Source organism: Pseudomonas sp. YH-1 (genome assembly GCF_051990045.1).
Lineage (GTDB): Bacteria > Pseudomonadota > Gammaproteobacteria > Pseudomonadales > Pseudomonadaceae > Pseudomonas > Pseudomonas nicosulfuronedens.
In genome coordinates, this window is the sequence record NZ_CP178184.1 from 4,144,475 (window position 1) to 4,162,388 (window position 17,914).

Here is a 17,914-nt window from a genome sequence, read left to right on the forward strand (position 1 = left end):
CGGCGGATGGGGATCAGAAGTCGTATCGAACGGAGGCGCCCAGGGTGCGCGGCTGCCCTACCGAGGCGGTGTAGGAGCCGTTGATGCTGGCAAAGGCGGCCAGGTAGTAGTCCTTGTCGAAGGCGTTCTTCAGCCAGACCGAGGCGTCCAGCTGGCCGTCGCCGAGGTCCTTGCGCAGGCCGACGGAGAAGTTCGCCAGGCCGTAGCCGTCGATCTTCGAGAGGTCGGAGTTGTCCAGCGTGCCCTCGGCCTCGGAGCGGTAGGAGTAGCTGCCGGTCACGTAGGGGCGGATGCCGTCGTCGAGGTTCCAGGCGTATTCGCCATTGAGGTTGGCGATCCACTTGGAGGCTCCGACCACCCGATCCCCAGTGAGGTCGCAGGTGGCGGGTGCATTGGCTTGAGTGGAGACTTCCGCCGGGCACGGGGCGTCCTTGAACGACAGGTAGGTGACGTCGTTGTAGGAGCCGTTGAAGTTCAGCGTCAGGCCACGGATCGGCAGGGCGGTGGCTTCGAACTCCAGGCCGCGCGAACGCACGCTGCCGGCGTTGGAGAGTACCGAGACCAGCTGGGTCGAGCCCGGCGGCTGGTACAGGGTGGTCGCCTGGTAGCCGTGGATGCCGGTCCAGAACAGGTTGGTGTTCAGTTGCAGGCGGTTGTCGAACAGAGTCGTCTTGATCCCCAGTTCGGCGTCATTGGCGCGCTCCGGGCCGACCAGCAGGGAGTCGGCGCCGGCCGTTGGCGCACTGGCCACGGCGAGGTTCACACCGCCGGACTTCTCGCCGTGGGACAGCGAGGCATAGCCCAGCAGGTCGTCGGTGAACTGGTAGCTCAGGCTCAGCAGCGCCGAGGGCGCGAAGCTGTAGAGGCTCAGGTCGCCCGAGTCGTAGGCGCCCAGCTGGTTGCGCCGCACCACCGCGCCGACGCCGGTAACCGGTGCGCCACCCACCGGATCGAAGCGTTCGACCTTGGCGTCCTTTTCCTCGTAGGTGCCACGCAGGCCGGCGGTGAAGTCCAGCTTGTCGGTGAGGTGCCAGGTACCCTGGGCGAACAGCGCGAAGCTGTCGGTTTCGATCTTGCCGTTGGCCTTGGAGTAGGTGTTGTTCAGGGCGTTGAGGTTTGCCCCGAGCAGGTAAGGATCGGCGAGCGGGCCGTAGTCGGTGAAGGTCTTGTTGCCCAGGTTCTGGTTGAACGCGTAGGCGCCCAGCACGTAGTCGAAGAAGCCACCCGTAGGCGAGGCCAGGCGGATTTCCTGGGAGAACTGGCGGTCGTGGACTTCGACCCCGGTGTTGTTGATTGCCGAGACGTTGAGCTGCTCGTCGTTGGCCGGGGTGAAGTGCCAGTAGCGGTAAGCGCTGATGGAGGTCAGCTTGTAGCCGCCATTGAGGTTCCAGTTGGCCTCCACCGAACTGCCGCCCTGGTGCACGCTGACGTGCTGGCGGCTGTTGATGTTGACCTTGTGCCGGTCCGGATCGCGAATCGGCGAGGCGCCCACCGCGGCGGCGCGCTGCCAGAAGCGGTCGGCGGCGCCATACACCACCATGCTGCCGTTGCTGGAATCCTCCTCGTTGTAGTCGTTGATCCAGCGCAGGTCGAAGTCTTCGTTGGGCTTGAACAGCAGTTGCCCGCGAATGCCCTGGCGCTCGCCGCCGTTCAGGTAGTTATCGTCGTGGACGTTCTTGATGTAGCCGTCGTCGCGGGTGCGGTAGGCTGAGACGCGCCCGGCCAGGGTGTCGGTCAGCGCCCCGGAGACGGTGCCCTTGCCCTGGAAATAGCCGTCCTGGCCGCCGGAGACCTCCACGCTGCGTTCCGGCGTGAAAGTCGGGGCGCGGGTGCTGATGTTCAGCACACCGGCCGTGGTGTTCTTGCCGAACAACGTGCCCTGCGGGCCGCGCAGCAGTTCCAGCTGCTCGATGTCCAGCAGGTCGAATACCGCCATGCCCGGGCGACCGAGATAGACGTTGTCCAGGTAGACCCCGGCGCTGCCTTCGAGGCCGTCGCTGGCCGGGTTGTTGCCGATGCCACGAACCGCGATGCTCGATTGCCGCGCGTGGATGAAGGCGACGTTCACGCTGGGCAGGATCTGCTGCAGATCCTGCACCTTGTAGACCCGCTGGGTTTCCAGGGTTTCGCCGCCGACCACGGTGATCGGCGTCGGCACCTTCTGCGAGTCTTCCTCGCGGCGGCGGGCAGTCACGGTGACCTTGCCCAGGGTGGCGTCGGCCTTGGCCTGCGCGGCGCCGACGGGCTTGCTGGTTTCACCGCCGGTGGTGGCGTCCTCGGTTTCCTCAGCGAGCACGGGCAGGGCGCCGCCCAGGGCCAGTAGCAGGACCACGGCGTAGTCCGGAGCCCGCAGCCGGCGCGGTTTGAAGGGGAAGGGCGAGTGTCTCGAAGTCATGCTGTGTCCTTGTCTCTGCACGCTGTTCGCGGGCAAAAGGGGGCCGCGCCAGGCAAAAGTGGCGAACGACGTTTTTCGTTGTGGGTGGGTGCGGCTTTGCTGTCAGCGACAGCGGGACAGGCACATTCGCGAAGAGAGGCGGTGCAAGGCTGGCATCGGGCGACTCCTGGTCTGAGCTATATTCTTAGTTCATAAAAGAATAGATGTTTGTTTTATTCTTCGTTGACGGAATAAGAGCTTGCATTTAAAACCAGCGCATAACGAGCGGCAAATGCCTTTGCCCACTATTTTCAATGCCGGAAATGCATCATGGATCTGCGCCAACTCCGCTACTTCATCGCCCTCAACGAACACCGCAGCTTCGTTCGCGCCGCCGACGCCATGGGCATCACCCAGCCGGCGTTCAGCCGCAGCATCCAGGGCCTGGAGCAGGAGCTGGGCTGCCGCCTGGTGGACCGGGGCAGCAAGGATCTGCGCCCGACCCCCGAGGGCCAGGTGGTGTTGCAGCACGCGCTGAGCCTGGTGCAGGGCGCCAACAACCTGAGCCACGCGGTGGCCCGGCTGAACAAGCTGGACTCGGGCGAGCTGCGCTTCGGCAGCGGGCCGGCGCCGGCGCAGAAACTGGTGTCCGATGCGGTGTCACGTTTCGTCCAGCGCTACCCGCGCATCCATATCCAGTTCGGTGTTGACAACTGGGAGCGCCTGGCACGCAGTCTGAGTCGCGAGGAGATCGAATTCTTCGTCGCCGATATCCGCCATTTCGAGGCTGACCCGAACTTCCAGACCCGCGCGCTGAAGCCGCGCAGCGGGCTGTTCTTCTGCCGCGAGGGGCACCCGCTACTGGCCAAGGAAAGCCTCTCCACCAACGACATGTTCGCCTACCCGCTGGCGGCCACGCTGATCCCGCCCAGCGCGCGGAAGATGCTCGCCAACCTCAGCGGCAAGATCGACATCAGCACCAACGTGCAGTGCGAGGACATGGCCTCGCTGGTGCGCATCGTCAGCCAGACCGATGCCATCGGCATCGCCGTGGAGGAGGCGCTGAGCGAGCCGATGGCGCGCGGGGAGCTGGTGCGCCTGCACTTTCGAAACCTGCCGCAGAACGTCGATATCCTCCAGGCCCGCTGCGGTATCGTCACCCGCAGCGGCGACCGCCTCTCGGCGGCGGCGCGGGCGATGATCGAGCTGCTGGTGGACCTGGATGCGGGGGTGGAGAGCGAGGTGGCGTGAGGTGGGTCGCCACTGGCCAATGGCGAATCAACGGTAGCGATCATCGGCAGGGACTGTCCGGGCGGATCAGTCGGCTTGCCTGCAAGGGGCGACAGATGAGAGGGTCTGATCGTACCGCCCGGAACCTTTCATGGACGCCTGCAATGAGTTTCTCGTTCCGCCCCGCCCGCATCACCGATGTGCCCTACGTCCAGCGAGGCGAGGAGGCCTATATCCGCCAGTGGGAGCCTGCCCACGAGGCGTGCTGGCGAGAAGACTTCGACCGGCACCTGGCGCGCTGGCTGGAGCACTTCGAGCGCCTGACCATCGCCGAGCATGAAGGCGAGAGTGTCGGCTACAGCCTCTGGTTACCCGAAGAGGGCAGCGCGGAGCTCTGCACTTTGGGTGTCAGCGTGGCGTGGCGGGGAAAGGGTGTCGGTGCGGCGCTGTTGCAGCGCTATATCGCCGATGCCCGGCAGGAAGGCTACACGCGATTGAAGCTCAGCGTGCGCCCGGACAACCCGGCGCGGCGCCTGTACGAGCGAGCCGGGTTCGAGCCGCAGGGCAGTGACGCCCTGGGCTATCGGCAGTACGAGTTGCGCCTGGACTGAGGTGTCAGACCCACTCGGTGCTGCGCTTGCGGCGCACCCGCAACATGGTTGGCAGGATCAGCCCGGCCAGCAGGCCGGCGCCGGCAATGCTGCCGCCGTAAGCCATGTAGCGCATCAGCACCTGTTTGTTCTCATCGCCCAGTTGCGCCTGCGCATCGCGCAGTTGCGAGCGCGCCTGGCTCAGTTCGCCGTCCAGGGCAGTGCGCGCGGCCTGCAGTTCGTCGATGAGCTTCTTGCGCGCGTCCAGGGTTTCCTGCATGCCCTGCACGCGGTTCTTCCAGCTGTCGTCGATGGTCTGCAGCTGGGTGGTCAGCTCGGTGACCTTTTGTTCCAGGGAGGGCAGGCGCTCGGCCTGGCCCGGCTTCTCCTGCAGGTCCTTGCTGGCGATCCACACGGTGTTGCCACTGTCGCTGCGCACCTGGCTGTAGTCGCCGGACGTGCTGACCAACTGGACCTTCTGCCCGGAGGTCAGGGTGCCGACGATGCGGTAGCCGTCGGTAGGGCCGCTGCGCACGTAGGTGCTCAGGCTGTCGTTCACCCAGCGCGCGTTGCTGGCGGGCTCCTCGGCCTGGGCCGGAGCGCCGGCTGCCAGCAGGCCGGCGAACAGGCAGGCACCGAGGGCGCGGGTCTGGAGGGGAGAAACTCGTGCGGGGAAGCGACGCGATAGGGACATGGGCAATCTTCACATGACTTGGAACGAAACCCGCCTTGCGGGAGCGAAAACGCCGGCCGGGCGATTTATTTGAAACGAAGGATTCAGAGCTGTCCGGGTGGCCAATGGCCAGGGATCCCACCCGGTGGGCCGACAGCACACAGACAGTTGTCGGATGCCGAGAGTTCACCGGTGGGAAATTGCGCGGATGAGTGGTGAGAAATTGCTAATGATCGATCAAGGCTGGATAACCGAATCGTCATCCTTGCCTCAGCTTCCCGTTAGCGGCGGGCACTTAAGGTGGAGTCACTTCCAACCACCCACGAGGTGACTGCCATGAAACTCTCCCGCTTCTTCCTGATCGCTGTTCTGACCGGCGTATCCTCCCTGGCGCTGGCCGACGGTGGCGGCGACATCACCTTCGCCCGTATGGAACAGGCCCGCCAGCAGGTCATGCAGGCCCGCCAGAGCGCGCCCACGCCGACGCAGATCGCCGAGGCGAAGCAGTACACCTACGGGATGAACCTGGACATTGCCGAAGTGGTGGCGGTGACTCCGATGAGCGCCGACTGCGGCGTGGTGCCGGTGCAGCTGCGCTACAAGGACTCCTTCGGCGAGGAACAGGCCATCGAGTACCGCACCGAGCGCGTCGCCTGCCGTGCCACCCGCTGATCTTGAGCTGGACGGCGATCAGTCAGGTGGCGGAGGAAACTTCAGGAGGAAGCGCGTCGGCCCTTCCTCCGAACTCTGCGCACAGGCGGTGCCCAGGTGCAGCTCCATGATCGAGCGCACGATGGCCAGCCCGAGGCCCGTGCCGCCCTGTGCCCGCGAGCGACCCTTGTCCACCCGGTAGAAGCGCTCGAACAGGTGCGGCAGGTGCTCGGCGGAAATCCCCGCGCCGGGGTTCTGTACCTGTAGCGTCACGGCCTCCCCATCGCCCCGCACCTGCACGCTGATGCGCTCGCCCTTGGGCGTGTGGCGGATGGCGTTGGACAGCAGGTTGGAAATGGCGCGCTGGATCATCAGGCGGTCGCCCACCACCAGCCCGTGACCTTCGATGACGATGCGCAGCGACTTCTCCTCGGCGCTGAAGTCGAACAGCTCGGCGACCTTCGCCGCTTCCTCTTCCAGCCGCACTGGCTCCTGCGGCAGCAGTGCCCGTGGGTGGCTGACCTGGGCGAGGAACAGCATGTCGCTGACGATCCGCCCGACTCGTTCCAGCTCCTCGGTGCTGGCAGCCAGCACCGTCTCGTACTCTTCCTTTTGCCGCGGCCGCGACAGCGTTACCTGGGCCTTGCCCAGCAGGTTGCCGATGGGCGAGCGCAGTTCGTGGGCGATGTCGTCGGAGAACTGCGTCAGCTGCTGCACGCCGCCATCCAGTCGGTGCAGCATCAGGTTCAGCGCCCGCGCGGCCTTGCCCAGTTCCCGCGGCAGGTCCTGCACGGGGATGCGATGGCTGAGATCCTGAGTGGTGATCAGAGAAGCCACCTGGCCGAATTTTCGCAAAGGTTGCAGGCCGCGCTTGGCCACCAGGCGCGCGCCGAGGGCGATAAGCAGCAGCAGTGGCGGCACCGCCAGCCAGGCCGAACGCAGGAAGGCGCTGAGCAGGGCGTCATCCTCGCGGCGATCCAGGGTCAGGAATACTCGCAGGGTATTGCCGTCGCGCAGGCGGATCAGGCTGCGCTCGGTGAGCAGGCGGCGGCCATCCGGCGCGCTCCAGCCGAACGCACGGCCAGTGCCGGCGAATGCATCGAGCGCCGGCAGATCAGCGGGCGACCCACTGTTGAACAGCGCCGATTTTCCAGGCTGTTCGGCGAGCAGCGCAGCGCTGAGATTATCGTGGCCCATCAACTGATCCTGCAGGGCATGGCCGCGCAGGGGCAGGGCGGCGAGGCCGGGGTCGGCCTCCAGCGCGTGGCGCAGTTGCCCGAGCTTGTCTTCCAGTTCGCGGTGGGCGCGCTGGTCCAGCTGATGATCGAGGGCGACGTAGGCGAGGGTGAGCAGCAGTACCGTCAGCACCGAACCCAGCACGCCGACCCACAGGCCGATGCGCAGCGACAGGCTGGCCGGCTTCATGCGCGGGACTCCAGCACGTAGCCGACTCCGCGCAAGGTGTGGATCAGCTTGTCGGCGAAGGGATCGTCGATCTTGGCGCGCAAACGGCGAATGGTGACTTCCACCACGTTGGTGTCGCAGTCGAAGTTCATGTCCCAGACCAGCGAGATGATCTGCGTGCGCGAAAGCACTTCGCCGCTGCGGCTCATCAGCAGGTACAGCAGGGCGAACTCCTTGCTGGTCAGGTCGATGCGCTGGCTGTCGCGGTAGGCGCGATGGCGGCCGGGGTCCAGTTCCAGCCCGCCGATCTCCAGCACCTGTGGCTGGTCGATGCGCTCGCTGCGGCGCATCAGCGAGCGCACGCGGGCCAGCAGTTCGGGGAACTCGAAGGGCTTGAGCAGGTAGTCATCGGCGCCCAGGTCGAAGCCTTTGACCCGCTCGGTGAGGCGGCCGCGGGCGGTGAGCATCATCACGCGGATGTCGCTGTGCTGACGCAGGCTGGCGAGCACGTCCCAGCCGTCCATCTGCGGCAGGTTCACATCGAGGATGACCAGGTCGTAGGCGCACTGCCGGGCCAGGTGCAGGCCGTCGACGCCGTTGTCGGCGCGGTCGACGACATAGCCGCTTTCGCTCAGCCCCTGTTGCAGATAATCGGCCGTCTTGTGGTCGTCCTCGATGAGCAGGATCTTCATGAATAGTTACTCGGTAATTGCGTGAAGAGTGGTGCCGCAGGTGCAGGAAAGTTCATCCGGACTGCGAAAAACGCGCGCAGTCTAGAAGCTGTAGCGACTTCAGGGTCAACGATGGCGATGTCGCATTTGCGGTTCTGAAAGAAGTGCTCAAAGTTCTGTAGATCGCTGGTCTGCAAGGAATTTCAGGAGATTTAGGGTTTCGTTGGAATGCTTTGAATTGTTTCCTGAAGTTACTTGGAAGCGGCGTGCGGCCTTTTTAAATACATACAACGGGACGTCGGCGGATGGCCAATTACATGTTTGTAATTATCCAGTCACCTTGTCGCTAGAGAGGCACTTCTAGATTCGCCGGTGGAAATGACGGGATGCCGTCGAAGTTGACTCCACCGTGCGAGGTTCGCCGTGTTTTCAAGACGTTCTGTATTCGCCGCGCAGGCGACGCTGCTGGCGTTGCTGCTCTGGCAGTCACCAAGCTGGGCGCAGGCCCGCGAGATCGGCATCGAGGATGCCCTGCAGGCGGCCGCCAGCGGTAACCCCGAGCTGGCTGCCAGCGGCCGGGAAATCGGTATTGCCCAGGGGCTGCGCGAGCAGGCCGGCCTGCTGCGCAACCCGACGCTGTCCTGGGAGCAGGAGGGCACCGAATCGCGCAACCGCACCACCACCCTCAGTATCAGCCAGCCACTGGAACTGGGCGGCAAGCGCGGCGCACGGGTGGAACTGGCCGAGCGCGGCCAGGATGTGGCGGCGCTGAGCCTGGAAGCCCGGCGCAATCAATTGCGTGGCGAGGTGATCGCGGTGTTCTACACCGCCCTGCGTGCCCAGGAGCGCGAGCGCCTGGCGCAACAGTCCGTCGAGTTGGCGCAGCGGGGCGTCTCTGCCGCTGATGGCCGTGTGCGTGCCGGCAAGGCGCCGCCACTGGAGGCCAACCGCGCGCAGGTACAACTGGCCGAAGTGCGCCTGGAGCAGGAGCGCGCCCGTCGCGAACGGGCCGACGCCAACCAGGCGCTGGCCGCGCTGATGGGGCTTGCGTCGCCGGACTTCACCGGGGTGCGCAACGACGGCGCGCAGTCCTTGCCCGCGCTGCCAACCCCCGATGAGCTGCTGCGCCGCCTCGGTGATAGCGCGCCGATGCGCCTGGCGCAGGGGCGCATCGATGAAGGCGAAGCTGCCGTGCGCCTGGCGAAGACCCAGCGCATCCCCGACCTCGATGTCAGCCTGGGGAGCCAGGAAGCGATCGAGGAGGGCAACCGCGACCGCATCGCGGTGATCGGTTTCAGTCTGCCGCTGCCGTTGTTCGACCGTAACCAGGGCAACATCCTCGCCGAGTCGCGCCGTGCCGATCAGGCCCGCGACCTGCGCAATGCCACCGAGCTGCGCCTGCGCCAGGAAACCCAGCAGGCGCTGCAGCAGTGGAGTACCGCCCAGGGCGAGGTGAATGCCTTCCGCCAGACCATCCTGCCCAGTGCCCAGACCGCCGTGGAAAGCGCCACGCGCGGCTTCGAGATGGGCAAGTTCGGCTTCCTCGAAGTGCTCGACGCCCAGCGCACCCTGATCACCGCCCGCGACCAGTACCTGCGCGCGCTGGCCCAGGTCAGCGATGCCTGGGGACGCATCGAACGGGTCTACGGCGATGTCGGCGCGGCCCGCTAACCGCCGTCGCGCCTGGCTCGGCCTGCTGCTCGTGACCCTGATGCCATCTGCTGCCGCGCCGACCGTGAGCCTGCCCGCGCACTGGTGCGTCCACGACCTCTTCAGCACCCTCCATCACCCTGCGGTGCCGGCGCCACGGCGCGGCGCCGGGGGATATTTACCGGAGCTTCCATGATCAAGAAAACCCCTCTCGCCGCCGCCGTTCTGCTGGCCTCCGCTCTAGGCGTCAGCGCCTACGCCTGGATGGGCAGCGAACAGGCCGGCGGCAAACACCTCGACGACGCCACCCATGCGGACGGCGAGCACCATGGCAACCCTGCGCCGGCCAGCCATGCCGAAGCGGCCAGCCATGCCGATGGTGAACATCACGTCGCCGAGGAAACAGACAACGAGGAGGAAGGCCTGCACCTGACCCCTGCGCAGATCGAGGCCGCCGGCATCCAGCTGGTGACCGCCGGCCCACAGGCGCTGGATGAAGCCTTCAGCCTGCCCGGTGAGATCGGTTTCGATGAGGACCGCACCGCGCACGTCGTGCCGCGCACCCCTGGCGTGGTGGAAGCGGTGTCGGTGGAGCTCGGGCAAAGCGTGAAGAAGGGCCAGCTGCTGGCGGTGATCGCCAGCCAGCAGGTGTCCGAGCTGCGCAGCGAGCTGGCTGCCGCCCAGCGCCGGCTGGCCCTGGCGAGCAAGACATTCGAGCGCGAACGGGAACTGTGGCAGGAGAAGATTTCCGCCGAACAGGACTACCTGCAGGCGCGCCAGGACCTGGAAGAGGCGCGCATCGCCCTGGCCAACGCGCAGCAGAAGACCAACGCCCTGAGCGGTGTATCGGCCAGTGCCGGCGGCAATCGCTATGAGTTGCGCGCGCCCTTCGACGGCGTGGTGGTGGAGAAGCATCTGGTGCCAGGCGAGGTGGTCAGCGAGAGCACGGCGGCCTTCACGCTGTCCGACCTGTCGCGGGTCTGGGCCAGCTTCAGCGTGGCGCCGCAGGACCTGGCGCGGGTGCAGGTGGGCAAGCCGGCGCGGGTGGAGGCGGCAGACCTCGGCATGCAGGTCGACGGTCGCGTCAGCTACGTCGGCAACCTGCTCGGCGAGCAGACTCGCAGCGCGGTGGCTCGCGTCACCCTGGCCAATCCCGATGGCGCCTGGCGTCCCGGCCTGTTCGTCAATGTGCGGGTAAGCAGCAGCGCGCGGCAGGTGGCGGTCGCGGTGCCGGAGCAGGCGATCCAGGAGGTGGAAGGCAAGCCCAGCGTCTTCGTGCGCAGCACCGAAGGGTTCGACCCGCGTCCGGTCGATCTCGGCGCGCGCAGCGCAGGTCAGGTCGAGGTGCTGGCCGGGCTTGCCGCCGGCGATCAGGTGGCGGCCGAAGGCAGCTTCGTCCTCAAGTCCGAGCTGGGCAAGAGCTCGGCGTCCCACGCGCACTGACGGAGCGAGAACATGTTCGAACGCATCATTCGTTTCGCCATCAAGCAACGCTATCTCGTGTTGCTCGCCGTCCTCGCCATGGCCGGCCTGGGTATCGCCAGCTACCAGAAGCTGCCCATCGACGCGGTACCCGACATCACCAACGTGCAGGTGCAGGTGAACACCTCGGCGCCGGGCTTTACCCCGCTGGAGACCGAGCAGCGCGTCACCTACCCGGTGGAGACCGCCATGGCGGGACTGCCCGGCCTGCAGCAGACGCGCTCGATCTCGCGCTCGGGGCTGTCCCAGGTGACGGTGATCTTCAAGGATGGCACCGACCTGTTTTTCGCTCGCCAATTGGTCAACGAACGCTTGCAGCAGGCCCGCGAGCAATTGCCGGAGGGCGTCGAGTCGGCCATGGGGCCGATTTCCACGGGACTGGGAGAAATCTTCCTGTGGACCATCGAAGCCGAGCCGGGCGCGCGCAAGGAGGACGGCAGCGAATACACGCCCACCGACCTGCGCGTGATCCAGGACTGGGTGATCAAGCCGCAGTTGCGCAACGTGCCGGGCGTGGCCGAGGTGAACACCATCGGCGGCTTCGCCAAGCAGTTCCAGGTCGCCCCGGACACCCGCCGTCTCGCAGCCTACCGGCTGACCCTGGCCGATGTGATCGCCGCGCTGGAGCGTAACAACGCCAACGTCGGCGCCGGTTACATCGAGCGCAACGGCGAGCAATTGCTGGTGCGTGCACCGGGGCAGGTGGGCAGCCTGGAAAACATCGCCAACATCGTGGTCGCCAATGTCGACGGCACGCCGATCCGCCTGCGCAACGTCGCCGAGGTCGACCTCGGTCGTGAGCTGCGCACCGGCGCCGCCACCGAGGATGGCCGCGAAGTGGTGCTTGGTACGGTGTTCATGCTGATCGGCGAGAACAGCCGTACCGTCGCCAAGGCCGCCGCCGAGAAGCTGGCCGAGATCAACCGCACTCTGCCGGCCGGGGTCAAGGCGGTGACCGTCTACGACCGTACGCAGCTGGTGGACAAGGCCATCGCCACGGTCAAGCGCAACCTCACCGAGGGGGCGATCCTGGTGATCGCGGTGCTCTTCCTGTTCCTGGGTAACATCCGCGCGGCGCTGATCACCGCCATGGTGATCCCGCTGGCCATGTTGTTCACCTTCACCGGCATGTTCAGCAACCGCATCAGCGCCAACCTGATGAGTCTCGGCGCGCTGGACTTCGGCATCATCGTCGACGGCGCCGTGGTGATCGTCGAGAACGCCATTCGCCGCCTGGCCCACGCGCAGCAGCATCATGGGCGCATGCTCACCCGTAGCGAACGTCTGCACGAGGTCTTTGCCGCGTCGAAGGAAGCGCGGCGCGCGCTGATCTATGGGCAACTGATCATCATGGTGGTGTACCTGCCGATCTTCGCCCTCACCGGCGTCGAGGGGAAAATGTTCCACCCCATGGCGTTCACCGTGGTGCTGGCGCTGCTGGGGGCGATGATCCTCTCGGTGACCTTCGTCCCGGCGGCCATCGCGCTGTTCATCACCGGCAAGGTGAAGGAAGAGGAAAACCTGCTGATGCGCAGTGCGCGCCGTGCCTACGAGCCGGTGCTGGACTGGGTGATGGCGCGCCGTGCGCTGGTATTCGCCGGCGCCGCCGTGCTGGTGGTGCTCTCGGGGTTGCTCGCCAGGAGCATGGGCAGCGAGTTCGTGCCCAGCCTGGGCGAGGGTGACTTCGCCCTGCAATCGCTGCGCACGCCGGGCACCAGCCTCTCGCAATCGGTGGCCATGCAGGAACGGCTGGAGCGCCAGGTACTCGACAAGGTGCCGGAGGTGCTGCGCATGTTCAGCCGTACCGGTACCGCCGAGATCGCTTCCGACCCGATGCCGCCGAACATCTCCGACGCCTACGTGATGCTCAAGCCCAAGGACCAGTGGCCCGACCCGAAGAAGAGTCGCGCGCAACTGGAAGCGGAAATCCAGGACGCCGCCAATGGTGTGCCGGGCAGCGCCTATGAACTGTCGCAACCCATCCAGCTGCGCTTCAACGAGCTGATTTCCGGGGTGCGCAGTGACGTGGCGGTGAAGGTCTTTGGTGATGACATGGACGTGTTGAACCAGACTGCCGAGCAGATTGCCGGTGTATTACGTCAGGTGCAGGGCTCGTCCGAGGTGAAGGTCGAGCAGACCAGCGGCCTGCCGGTGCTCACCGTCAACATCGACCGCCAGCGCGCGGCGCGCTACGGGTTGAATGTCGGCGACATCCAGGACAACGTCGCCGTGGCCATCGGTGGCCGCGAGGCAGGCACGCTGTTCGAGGGCGACCGCCGCTTCGACCTGATCGTGCGCCTTCCAGAGAACCTGCGCAGCGATATCGACGCCCTGTCGCGCATGCTGATCCCGGTGCCGGCTCCGGCCAACGCCATCGATTCGCGCATCGGTTTCATCACCCTGGGAGAGGTGGCGCGCCTGGAGCTGGTGCAGGGGCCGAACCAGGTCAGTCGCGAGAACGGCAAGCGTCTCGTCGTGGTCAGCGCCAACGTGCGTGGCCGGGATATCGGCTCGTTCGTCTCCGAAGCCAGCGGCAGCATCGAGCAGCAGGTGAAGCTGCAGGCCGGCTACTGGACGACCTGGGGTGGCCAGTTCGAGCAGTTGCAGTCGGCGGCGCAACGTCTGCAGATCGTAGTGCCGGTGGCGTTGCTGCTGGTGTTCACTCTGCTGCTGATGATGTTCAACAACGTCCGCGATGGCCTGGTGGTATTCACCGGGATTCCCTTCGCACTCACGGGCGGCGTGGTCGCGCTGTGGTTGCGCGATATCCCGTTGTCGATCTCCGCGGGCGTAGGGTTCATCGCGCTGTCGGGCGTGGCGGTGCTCAACGGCCTGGTGATGATCTCGTTCATCCGCAGTTTGCGGGAGGAGGGGCGCGGCCTCGATGCGGCGATCCGTGAAGGCGCGCTGACCCGCCTGCGCCCGGTGCTGATGACGGCGCTGGTGGCTTCCCTGGGCTTCGTGCCCATGGCGCTGGCGACCGGCACTGGCGCGGAAGTGCAGCGGCCGCTGGCGACCGTGGTGATCGGCGGCATCCTGTCCTCGACCACGCTGACATTGCTGGTGCTGCCGGCGTTGTATCGGTGGATCCACCGTCGCGAGGAGGAGGTTTCGCAGGCGGATTGATGAGCGCGGTTGTCGTCAGGGCCTGATCGCCCTGGCGACGAAACCACTCAGTGCTCGTCAGCGTGTTCGTAGCGGCGCCGGATTTGCTCCAGCTCGCCGGATTGGCGCATTTCCTCCAGAGCGCTGGCCCAGCTCGCAACCAGGGCGTCGTCGCTGTCGCGACTGAAGGCGATGTACAGAGAAGAGCGATAGAGCTCGATGGGAATGCGCCGTAGCGTTCCTGCGGCGATGTTCAGCTGCTTGCTGTAATAGGCGACGCCCGCGTCGGTGTCACCGACGATGATGCCGGTGCGGCCGGCCAGGAGCATGCGGTACAGCTGCTCGCTTTCCACTGCCCGTGGGTCGAGGTTGTCGAAGCCTTGCGCCGCCAGCGTATTCGGGACCAGGCCGGCGTGGCGCGTGGTGATTCGCCTGGCCTGTCGCAGCTGAGCCAGGGTAGTGATCGGCGCCTCGGCACCGGCCAGCTGGTAGGCGTGAATGGATTCCTCGACGATCGGCCCCACCCACTTGTACAGAGGCTCGCGCTCCGCCGTGCGGAACAACGAGAACATGATGGTCTTTGGGCGCAGTTGAAGGTCGCGGGTGGTGCGCATGCTGGGCAGCAGGACGACCTCGAAGCGGTCGCCCGTGCGCTGCATGATGGCGCGGACGATTTCCGTGGCAAGCCCGGTGATCCGTCCATTCTCCCGATAGTTGTAAGGGGCCCAGTCCTCCGTGACGACCCGGTAGTCGTCGGCCCTGGCGAGGCTGCTCACCAGCAGGCTGAGCAACGCCGCAATGAGTGTCGAAAGCTTCAAGGCTGTGGTCCGCTACCGTGAGGATCGCCAGAGAGTGGCATCGTCGGCGGGGACGGACAAGCTCGCGTCCGGAATCCGCGCAGAATTCTGCATCGGCTTGAGTCGGTGGCATGGGCAGCGGCGATGACGATGAAAGCGGCAAAAAAAGGCGCCCATGCGGGCGCCGAGGGTTCCTCTTCCTCCAAAGGGGCACGTGGAGCGCCAGGAAGTGGAGCAGTCTTGCGGGGGAAATCATCACCAGTTGCCTTGGGGGCGGTGATGCCTTCCGTTATACGCAGGGGCGCCTAACGGGAGGCTGAGGCGTAGCTGACAATTTCGTCATCCCCCCAGGCGATGGTCCTAGAGCACCGCCAAGGGGTACTCGATGATCAGCCGCACCTCATCCAGGTCCGACTCGAAGGCGGTGGCGCGGGTCGTCGCCTGACGTATGCGCAGCGACAGGTCCTTGAGCTGGCCCTCCTGGAACACGTACTTGGCTTCGATGTCACGCTCCCAGCGCTTCTGGTCGGTGAGTGGATCGCCGTTGTCGTCGCGGCGCATGTACACGGCGTTGGCGTTGGAGTAGTCGGCGTCGGTACCGCGGGCATAGCGGGTCATGAAACTCAGGCCGGGCACGCCGTAGGTGGCCATGTCGAGGTCGTAGCGGACCATCCAGGAACGCTCCTTCGGCGAGTTGAAGTCGCTGTACTGGATGGAGTTGTCGAGGTAGATCGAGTCAGCCTGGCGCAGGTAGTCGAAGTCGTTGTTGCCGTTGTTGCGCTGGTGGCTGACGGCGATGCGGTGGGCGCCGAAGTGAACGCCGGCGCTGGCGCTCCAGATGTTGGTGTTGAACTCGCCGAGCAGCTCGCGGCCCTCGTCCTGCGACTTGTAGTAGTTGAAGCCGCCGAACAGCTCCACGCCCTCGCTGAGCGGGAAGTTCAGCGCGGTGCCGAAGTAGTACTGGTTCCAGGCGTCCTTCAGGCGGCTGCTGTAGAGACTGACGCTGGCGTTGTCGTTGATGGCGTAGTCGCCGCCGCCATAGGCAAGCCAGTCGGAGTCCACCGGGCCTGCGTAGAAGGTGGCGAAACCGTCGTCCATCTGCCGTGACTGCGGCTGGCTCATGGAGTGCAGGCGGCCGCCTTGCAGCGTCAGGCCTTCCAGGCTGGTGTTCTGCAGAGTGAAGCCACGGAAGGATTCCGGCAGCAGGCGCGAGTCGCCGTAATGCACCACGGGCGTTTCCGGAAACACGTCGCCGACCTTCAGCACCGTGTCCCACAGGCGCACCTTGGCGGCGCCGCCGGCCTTGGCGTAGTCACTCTCGGTGCGGCCGTCGTTATCGGTGGGCAATACGTCCACCGAGCTGCCGGCGCCGTTGCGGCCGTCGCCGGTGTCGAGCTGGAAGCCGACCATGGCGAAGGCGTCAACGCCCACGCCGACCGTCCCCTGGGTAAAGCCGGATTCGAACCTGCCGATGATCCCGTGGGCCCAGACTTCCGAGTAGCCGTTGCCGCGCGGCGGCATCGACTGGCCGTGGCGGGCGTCGCGGTTGAAGTAGAGGTTGCGGTTGAGGATTTCCAGGCTGGCGCCTTCGAGGAAGCCTTCGGCCTTCTCCTCGGACTTGCCTTCGGCGAGGACGGTCGGCGAAGCGACCCCCAGTGCCAGCAGCGAAGCCGCCAGCGGGAACTTGTATCGGTACATGATGTGCTCCTAAGGGCAGGATGGTCGGTTACCGCCTGCTGTTGTTGTTTTCGCCCAGGCGTGGCGAGGGCCACGGGCATCGTGTAGGAGCGTGGATAACGCTGGCGTGAGCGGCGGATGACAAATCTGTCAGGCAGCGCTGGCAGGCAAACCGATGTCGGAACCAGGCAATCGCTGCCGGCGGCCGATGCCTAGGGTGGCGAACCCTCATTGAAACGACCTGGAGCTGACATGTCCGATTTCATCACCGTCCTGCGCGACACCTGCCCGACGCCCGTGCTGGACGCGACCAAGTGGAAGCGCATCGGCGGCGACCCGCACACCGTCAACCTCAACGCCTACCTGTCGGCGGACGGCAGCAAGATCATGGGCACCTGGATCTGCACCCCCGGCAAGTTCGAGGTGAATTACGAGAAGTGGGAGTACTGCCACTTCCTCGACGGCTACTGCGTCATCACCCCCGAGGGAGAGCAGCCAGTCCACCTGCGTGCCGGCGACGTGTTCGTCATCGAACCGGGCATGAAGGGCACCTGGGAAGTGGTGGAGACGGTGCGCAAGTACTTCGTGTTCGCCTGACCCGGATATCATGAAAAAGGGAGCCCATCGGCTCCCTTTTTCAGGGTGCGGCGCTCATTGGGGCCCGTCGCTGACCGACCAGCTGGCGGCCGACACATAGGGCGCCAAGGCCAGCTCACCGACCAGAGCTTCCAGCAGGCTGTCCTGCTCGCGGGGCGCGAGCGCCAGAGCGCTCACTTCCACCTCGCCGCCAGTCTTGCGGGTGTGGCTTTCCAGGCTCTGCAAGGCCAGGCCGTTGGCACCCAGGCGGCGCAGCAGGGTAGAGCGCACCAGGGCTTCATGCTGGGATTCGGTGACGGCCTGCACTTCGTAGTAGCGCTCGGTGCTGGGTTCGATGGGAGCGTGGCGCTGAATCCAGCGGGTCACCGCCGGCAGCGTCAGGTTGCAGAGCACGATGAGCAGGGTGGCGCACAGCGCCGCGAGCAGAAATCCGCTGCCAGCCAGCACACCCACGGCGCCGGTACACCAGACCGTGGCCGCGGTGCTCAGGCCGCGAACGCTGAGGCCGTCACGCATGATCACGCCTGCGCCGAGGAAGCCGATGCCGGTGACCACCTGGGCGGACATCCGCACCACCTGGTCCTCCGCGCCGAGCAGGAACGGCAGGGTGGCGAAGGTGGCCGCGCCCAGGGCTACCAAGCCATGGGTGGCAACGCCGGTGAAGCGCTGGCGCCATTGGCGCTCCATGCCGATCAGTGCGCCGAAACAGAGTGCCGCGAAGAGGTCGAGGACAATCTCGAAGTTCATGCCTTGTGCTCCGCGCCGGTCTTGTGCCGACGTCCGTGGAAAGGGGCATCGTGCCCCTGGTGAATAGGGAGGTGCGTCCAGTCTAACGGGCTGGCGGGCGATACGGGCTGACATGTCGCAGGCGGGCTGTGACCTGTAGCAGCGAGCTTGCTCGCGAACCGCTTGACGACGAGGTCGCCGGGAGGCCTGTTCGCGAGCAAGCTCGCTCCTACGAAGAGCCATATGCCGGGAAGGCTGTTTAGGCGTTCCCGCGAGGACTAGGTAGA

At 65.8% G+C, this 17,914-nt stretch carries 13 protein-coding genes and 1 pseudogene; 7 read left to right on the forward strand and 7 right to left on the reverse strand.

Going from position 1 to position 17,914, the window contains the following annotated elements; all coding sequences use genetic code 11:
• Positions 1-13: 13 nt before the first annotated feature.
• Positions 14-2,357: pseudogene (locus ACKI1H_RS19050) on the reverse strand (TonB-dependent receptor); the annotation flags it as partial.
• Positions 2,358-2,704: 347 nt separating this feature from the next.
• On the opposite strand from ACKI1H_RS19050, the gene ACKI1H_RS19055 reads away from it, so the two are divergent.
• Positions 2,705-3,625 (forward strand): LysR family transcriptional regulator, encoded by a 921-nt coding sequence (locus ACKI1H_RS19055; protein ID WP_138525469.1) that lies wholly within the window; start codon positions 2,705-2,707, stop codon positions 3,623-3,625.
• A gap of 143 nt (positions 3,626-3,768) precedes the next feature.
• Positions 3,769-4,215: an N-acetyltransferase family protein gene (locus tag ACKI1H_RS19060; protein ID WP_440465941.1), complete on the forward strand. Its 447-nt coding sequence runs from the start codon at positions 3,769-3,771 to the stop codon at positions 4,213-4,215.
• 4 nt (positions 4,216-4,219) lie between these two features.
• Here the strand turns inward: ACKI1H_RS19060 and ACKI1H_RS19065 are convergent, their stop codons facing one another.
• A complete protein-coding gene (locus tag ACKI1H_RS19065) occupies positions 4,220-4,888 on the reverse strand; it encodes a TIGR04211 family SH3 domain-containing protein (protein ID WP_138525471.1) in 669 nt (222 codons plus the stop codon).
• 315 nt (positions 4,889-5,203) lie between these two features.
• Between ACKI1H_RS19065 and ACKI1H_RS19070 the strand changes: the two genes are divergently transcribed.
• On the forward strand, positions 5,204-5,539 hold the full coding sequence (locus ACKI1H_RS19070; protein ID WP_138525472.1) for a DUF2790 domain-containing protein: 336 nt from the start codon (positions 5,204-5,206) through the stop codon (positions 5,537-5,539).
• Positions 5,540-5,557: 18 nt separating this feature from the next.
• Here the strand turns inward: ACKI1H_RS19070 and ACKI1H_RS19075 are convergent, their stop codons facing one another.
• Together ACKI1H_RS19075 and ACKI1H_RS19080 are read right to left on the reverse strand one after the other, a co-directional pair.
• On the reverse strand, positions 5,558-6,943 hold the full coding sequence (locus tag ACKI1H_RS19075; protein WP_440465942.1) for a heavy metal sensor histidine kinase: 1,386 nt from the start codon (positions 6,941-6,943) through the stop codon (positions 5,558-5,560).
• Positions 6,940-7,614: a heavy metal response regulator transcription factor gene (locus ACKI1H_RS19080; RefSeq protein ID WP_138525474.1), complete on the reverse strand. Its 675-nt coding sequence runs from the start codon at positions 7,612-7,614 to the stop codon at positions 6,940-6,942. The genes ACKI1H_RS19075 and ACKI1H_RS19080 overlap by 4 nt, the downstream gene beginning before the upstream one ends.
• A 402-nt stretch (positions 7,615-8,016) precedes the next feature.
• Between ACKI1H_RS19080 and ACKI1H_RS19085 the strand changes: the two genes are divergently transcribed.
• From ACKI1H_RS19085 to ACKI1H_RS19095, 3 genes are all read left to right on the forward strand, one after another.
• Complete coding sequence (locus ACKI1H_RS19085) at positions 8,017-9,264, forward strand: TolC family protein (RefSeq protein ID WP_440465943.1); 1,248 nt, start codon at positions 8,017-8,019, stop codon at positions 9,262-9,264.
• Positions 9,265-9,435: 171 nt separating this feature from the next.
• Entirely contained in the window at positions 9,436-10,686 is a 1,251-nt protein-coding gene (locus ACKI1H_RS19090; RefSeq protein ID WP_440465944.1) for an efflux RND transporter periplasmic adaptor subunit, read from the forward strand.
• 12 nt (positions 10,687-10,698) lie between these two features.
• Positions 10,699-13,851 carry a CusA/CzcA family heavy metal efflux RND transporter gene (locus tag ACKI1H_RS19095; RefSeq protein ID WP_440465945.1) on the forward strand — a complete coding sequence of 1,051 codons (3,153 nt, stop codon included), beginning with the start codon at positions 10,699-10,701 and terminating at the stop codon, positions 13,849-13,851.
• A 47-nt stretch (positions 13,852-13,898) separates the two neighbouring features.
• Here the strand turns inward: ACKI1H_RS19095 and ACKI1H_RS19100 are convergent, their stop codons facing one another.
• The gene (locus ACKI1H_RS19100; protein WP_440465946.1) at positions 13,899-14,648 is read right to left on the reverse strand and encodes a substrate-binding periplasmic protein; all 750 of its coding nucleotides are present in this window, start codon (positions 14,646-14,648) and stop codon (positions 13,899-13,901) included.
• A gap of 339 nt (positions 14,649-14,987) precedes the next feature.
• The gene (locus tag ACKI1H_RS19105) at positions 14,988-16,325 is read right to left on the reverse strand and encodes an OprD family porin (protein WP_138525478.1); all 1,338 of its coding nucleotides are present in this window, start codon (positions 16,323-16,325) and stop codon (positions 14,988-14,990) included.
• Positions 16,326-16,556: 231 nt separating this feature from the next.
• Here ACKI1H_RS19105 and ACKI1H_RS19110 point away from each other — a divergent pair, with 231 nt between their 5' ends.
• Positions 16,557-16,901, forward strand: coding sequence for a cupin domain-containing protein (locus ACKI1H_RS19110; RefSeq protein WP_081517039.1), 345 nt, complete (start codon positions 16,557-16,559; stop codon positions 16,899-16,901).
• A gap of 54 nt (positions 16,902-16,955) precedes the next feature.
• Here ACKI1H_RS19110 and ACKI1H_RS19115 read toward each other — a convergent pair whose 3' ends face one another.
• Positions 16,956-17,648, reverse strand: a complete 693-nt coding sequence (locus ACKI1H_RS19115; protein ID WP_440465947.1) for an MgtC/SapB family protein — start codon at positions 17,646-17,648, stop codon at positions 16,956-16,958.
• Positions 17,649-17,914: the final 266 nt, after the last annotated feature.

Bases quoted from the DNA above. Each gene is read 5' to 3' on its own strand.
- ACKI1H_RS19055 (WP_138525469.1), top strand. From the start codon at position 2,705: ATGGATCTGCGCCAACTCCGCTACTTCATCGCCCTCAACGAACACCGC.
- ACKI1H_RS19060 (WP_440465941.1), top strand. From the start codon at position 3,769: ATGAGTTTCTCGTTCCGCCCCGCCCGCATCACCGATGTGCCCTACGTC.
- ACKI1H_RS19065 (WP_138525471.1), bottom strand. From the start codon at position 4,888: ATGTCCCTATCGCGTCGCTTCCCCGCACGAGTTTCTCCCCTCCAGACC.
- ACKI1H_RS19070 (WP_138525472.1), top strand. From the start codon at position 5,204: ATGAAACTCTCCCGCTTCTTCCTGATCGCTGTTCTGACCGGCGTATCC.
- ACKI1H_RS19075 (WP_440465942.1), bottom strand. From the start codon at position 6,943: ATGAAGCCGGCCAGCCTGTCGCTGCGCATCGGCCTGTGGGTCGGCGTG.
- ACKI1H_RS19080 (WP_138525474.1), bottom strand. From the start codon at position 7,614: ATGAAGATCCTGCTCATCGAGGACGACCACAAGACGGCCGATTATCTG.
- ACKI1H_RS19090 (WP_440465944.1), top strand. From the start codon at position 9,436: ATGATCAAGAAAACCCCTCTCGCCGCCGCCGTTCTGCTGGCCTCCGCT.
- ACKI1H_RS19095 (WP_440465945.1), top strand. From the start codon at position 10,699: ATGTTCGAACGCATCATTCGTTTCGCCATCAAGCAACGCTATCTCGTG.
- ACKI1H_RS19105 (WP_138525478.1), bottom strand. From the start codon at position 16,325: ATGTACCGATACAAGTTCCCGCTGGCGGCTTCGCTGCTGGCACTGGGG.
- ACKI1H_RS19110 (WP_081517039.1), top strand. From the start codon at position 16,557: ATGTCCGATTTCATCACCGTCCTGCGCGACACCTGCCCGACGCCCGTG.
- ACKI1H_RS19115 (WP_440465947.1), bottom strand. From the start codon at position 17,648: ATGAACTTCGAGATTGTCCTCGACCTCTTCGCGGCACTCTGTTTCGGC.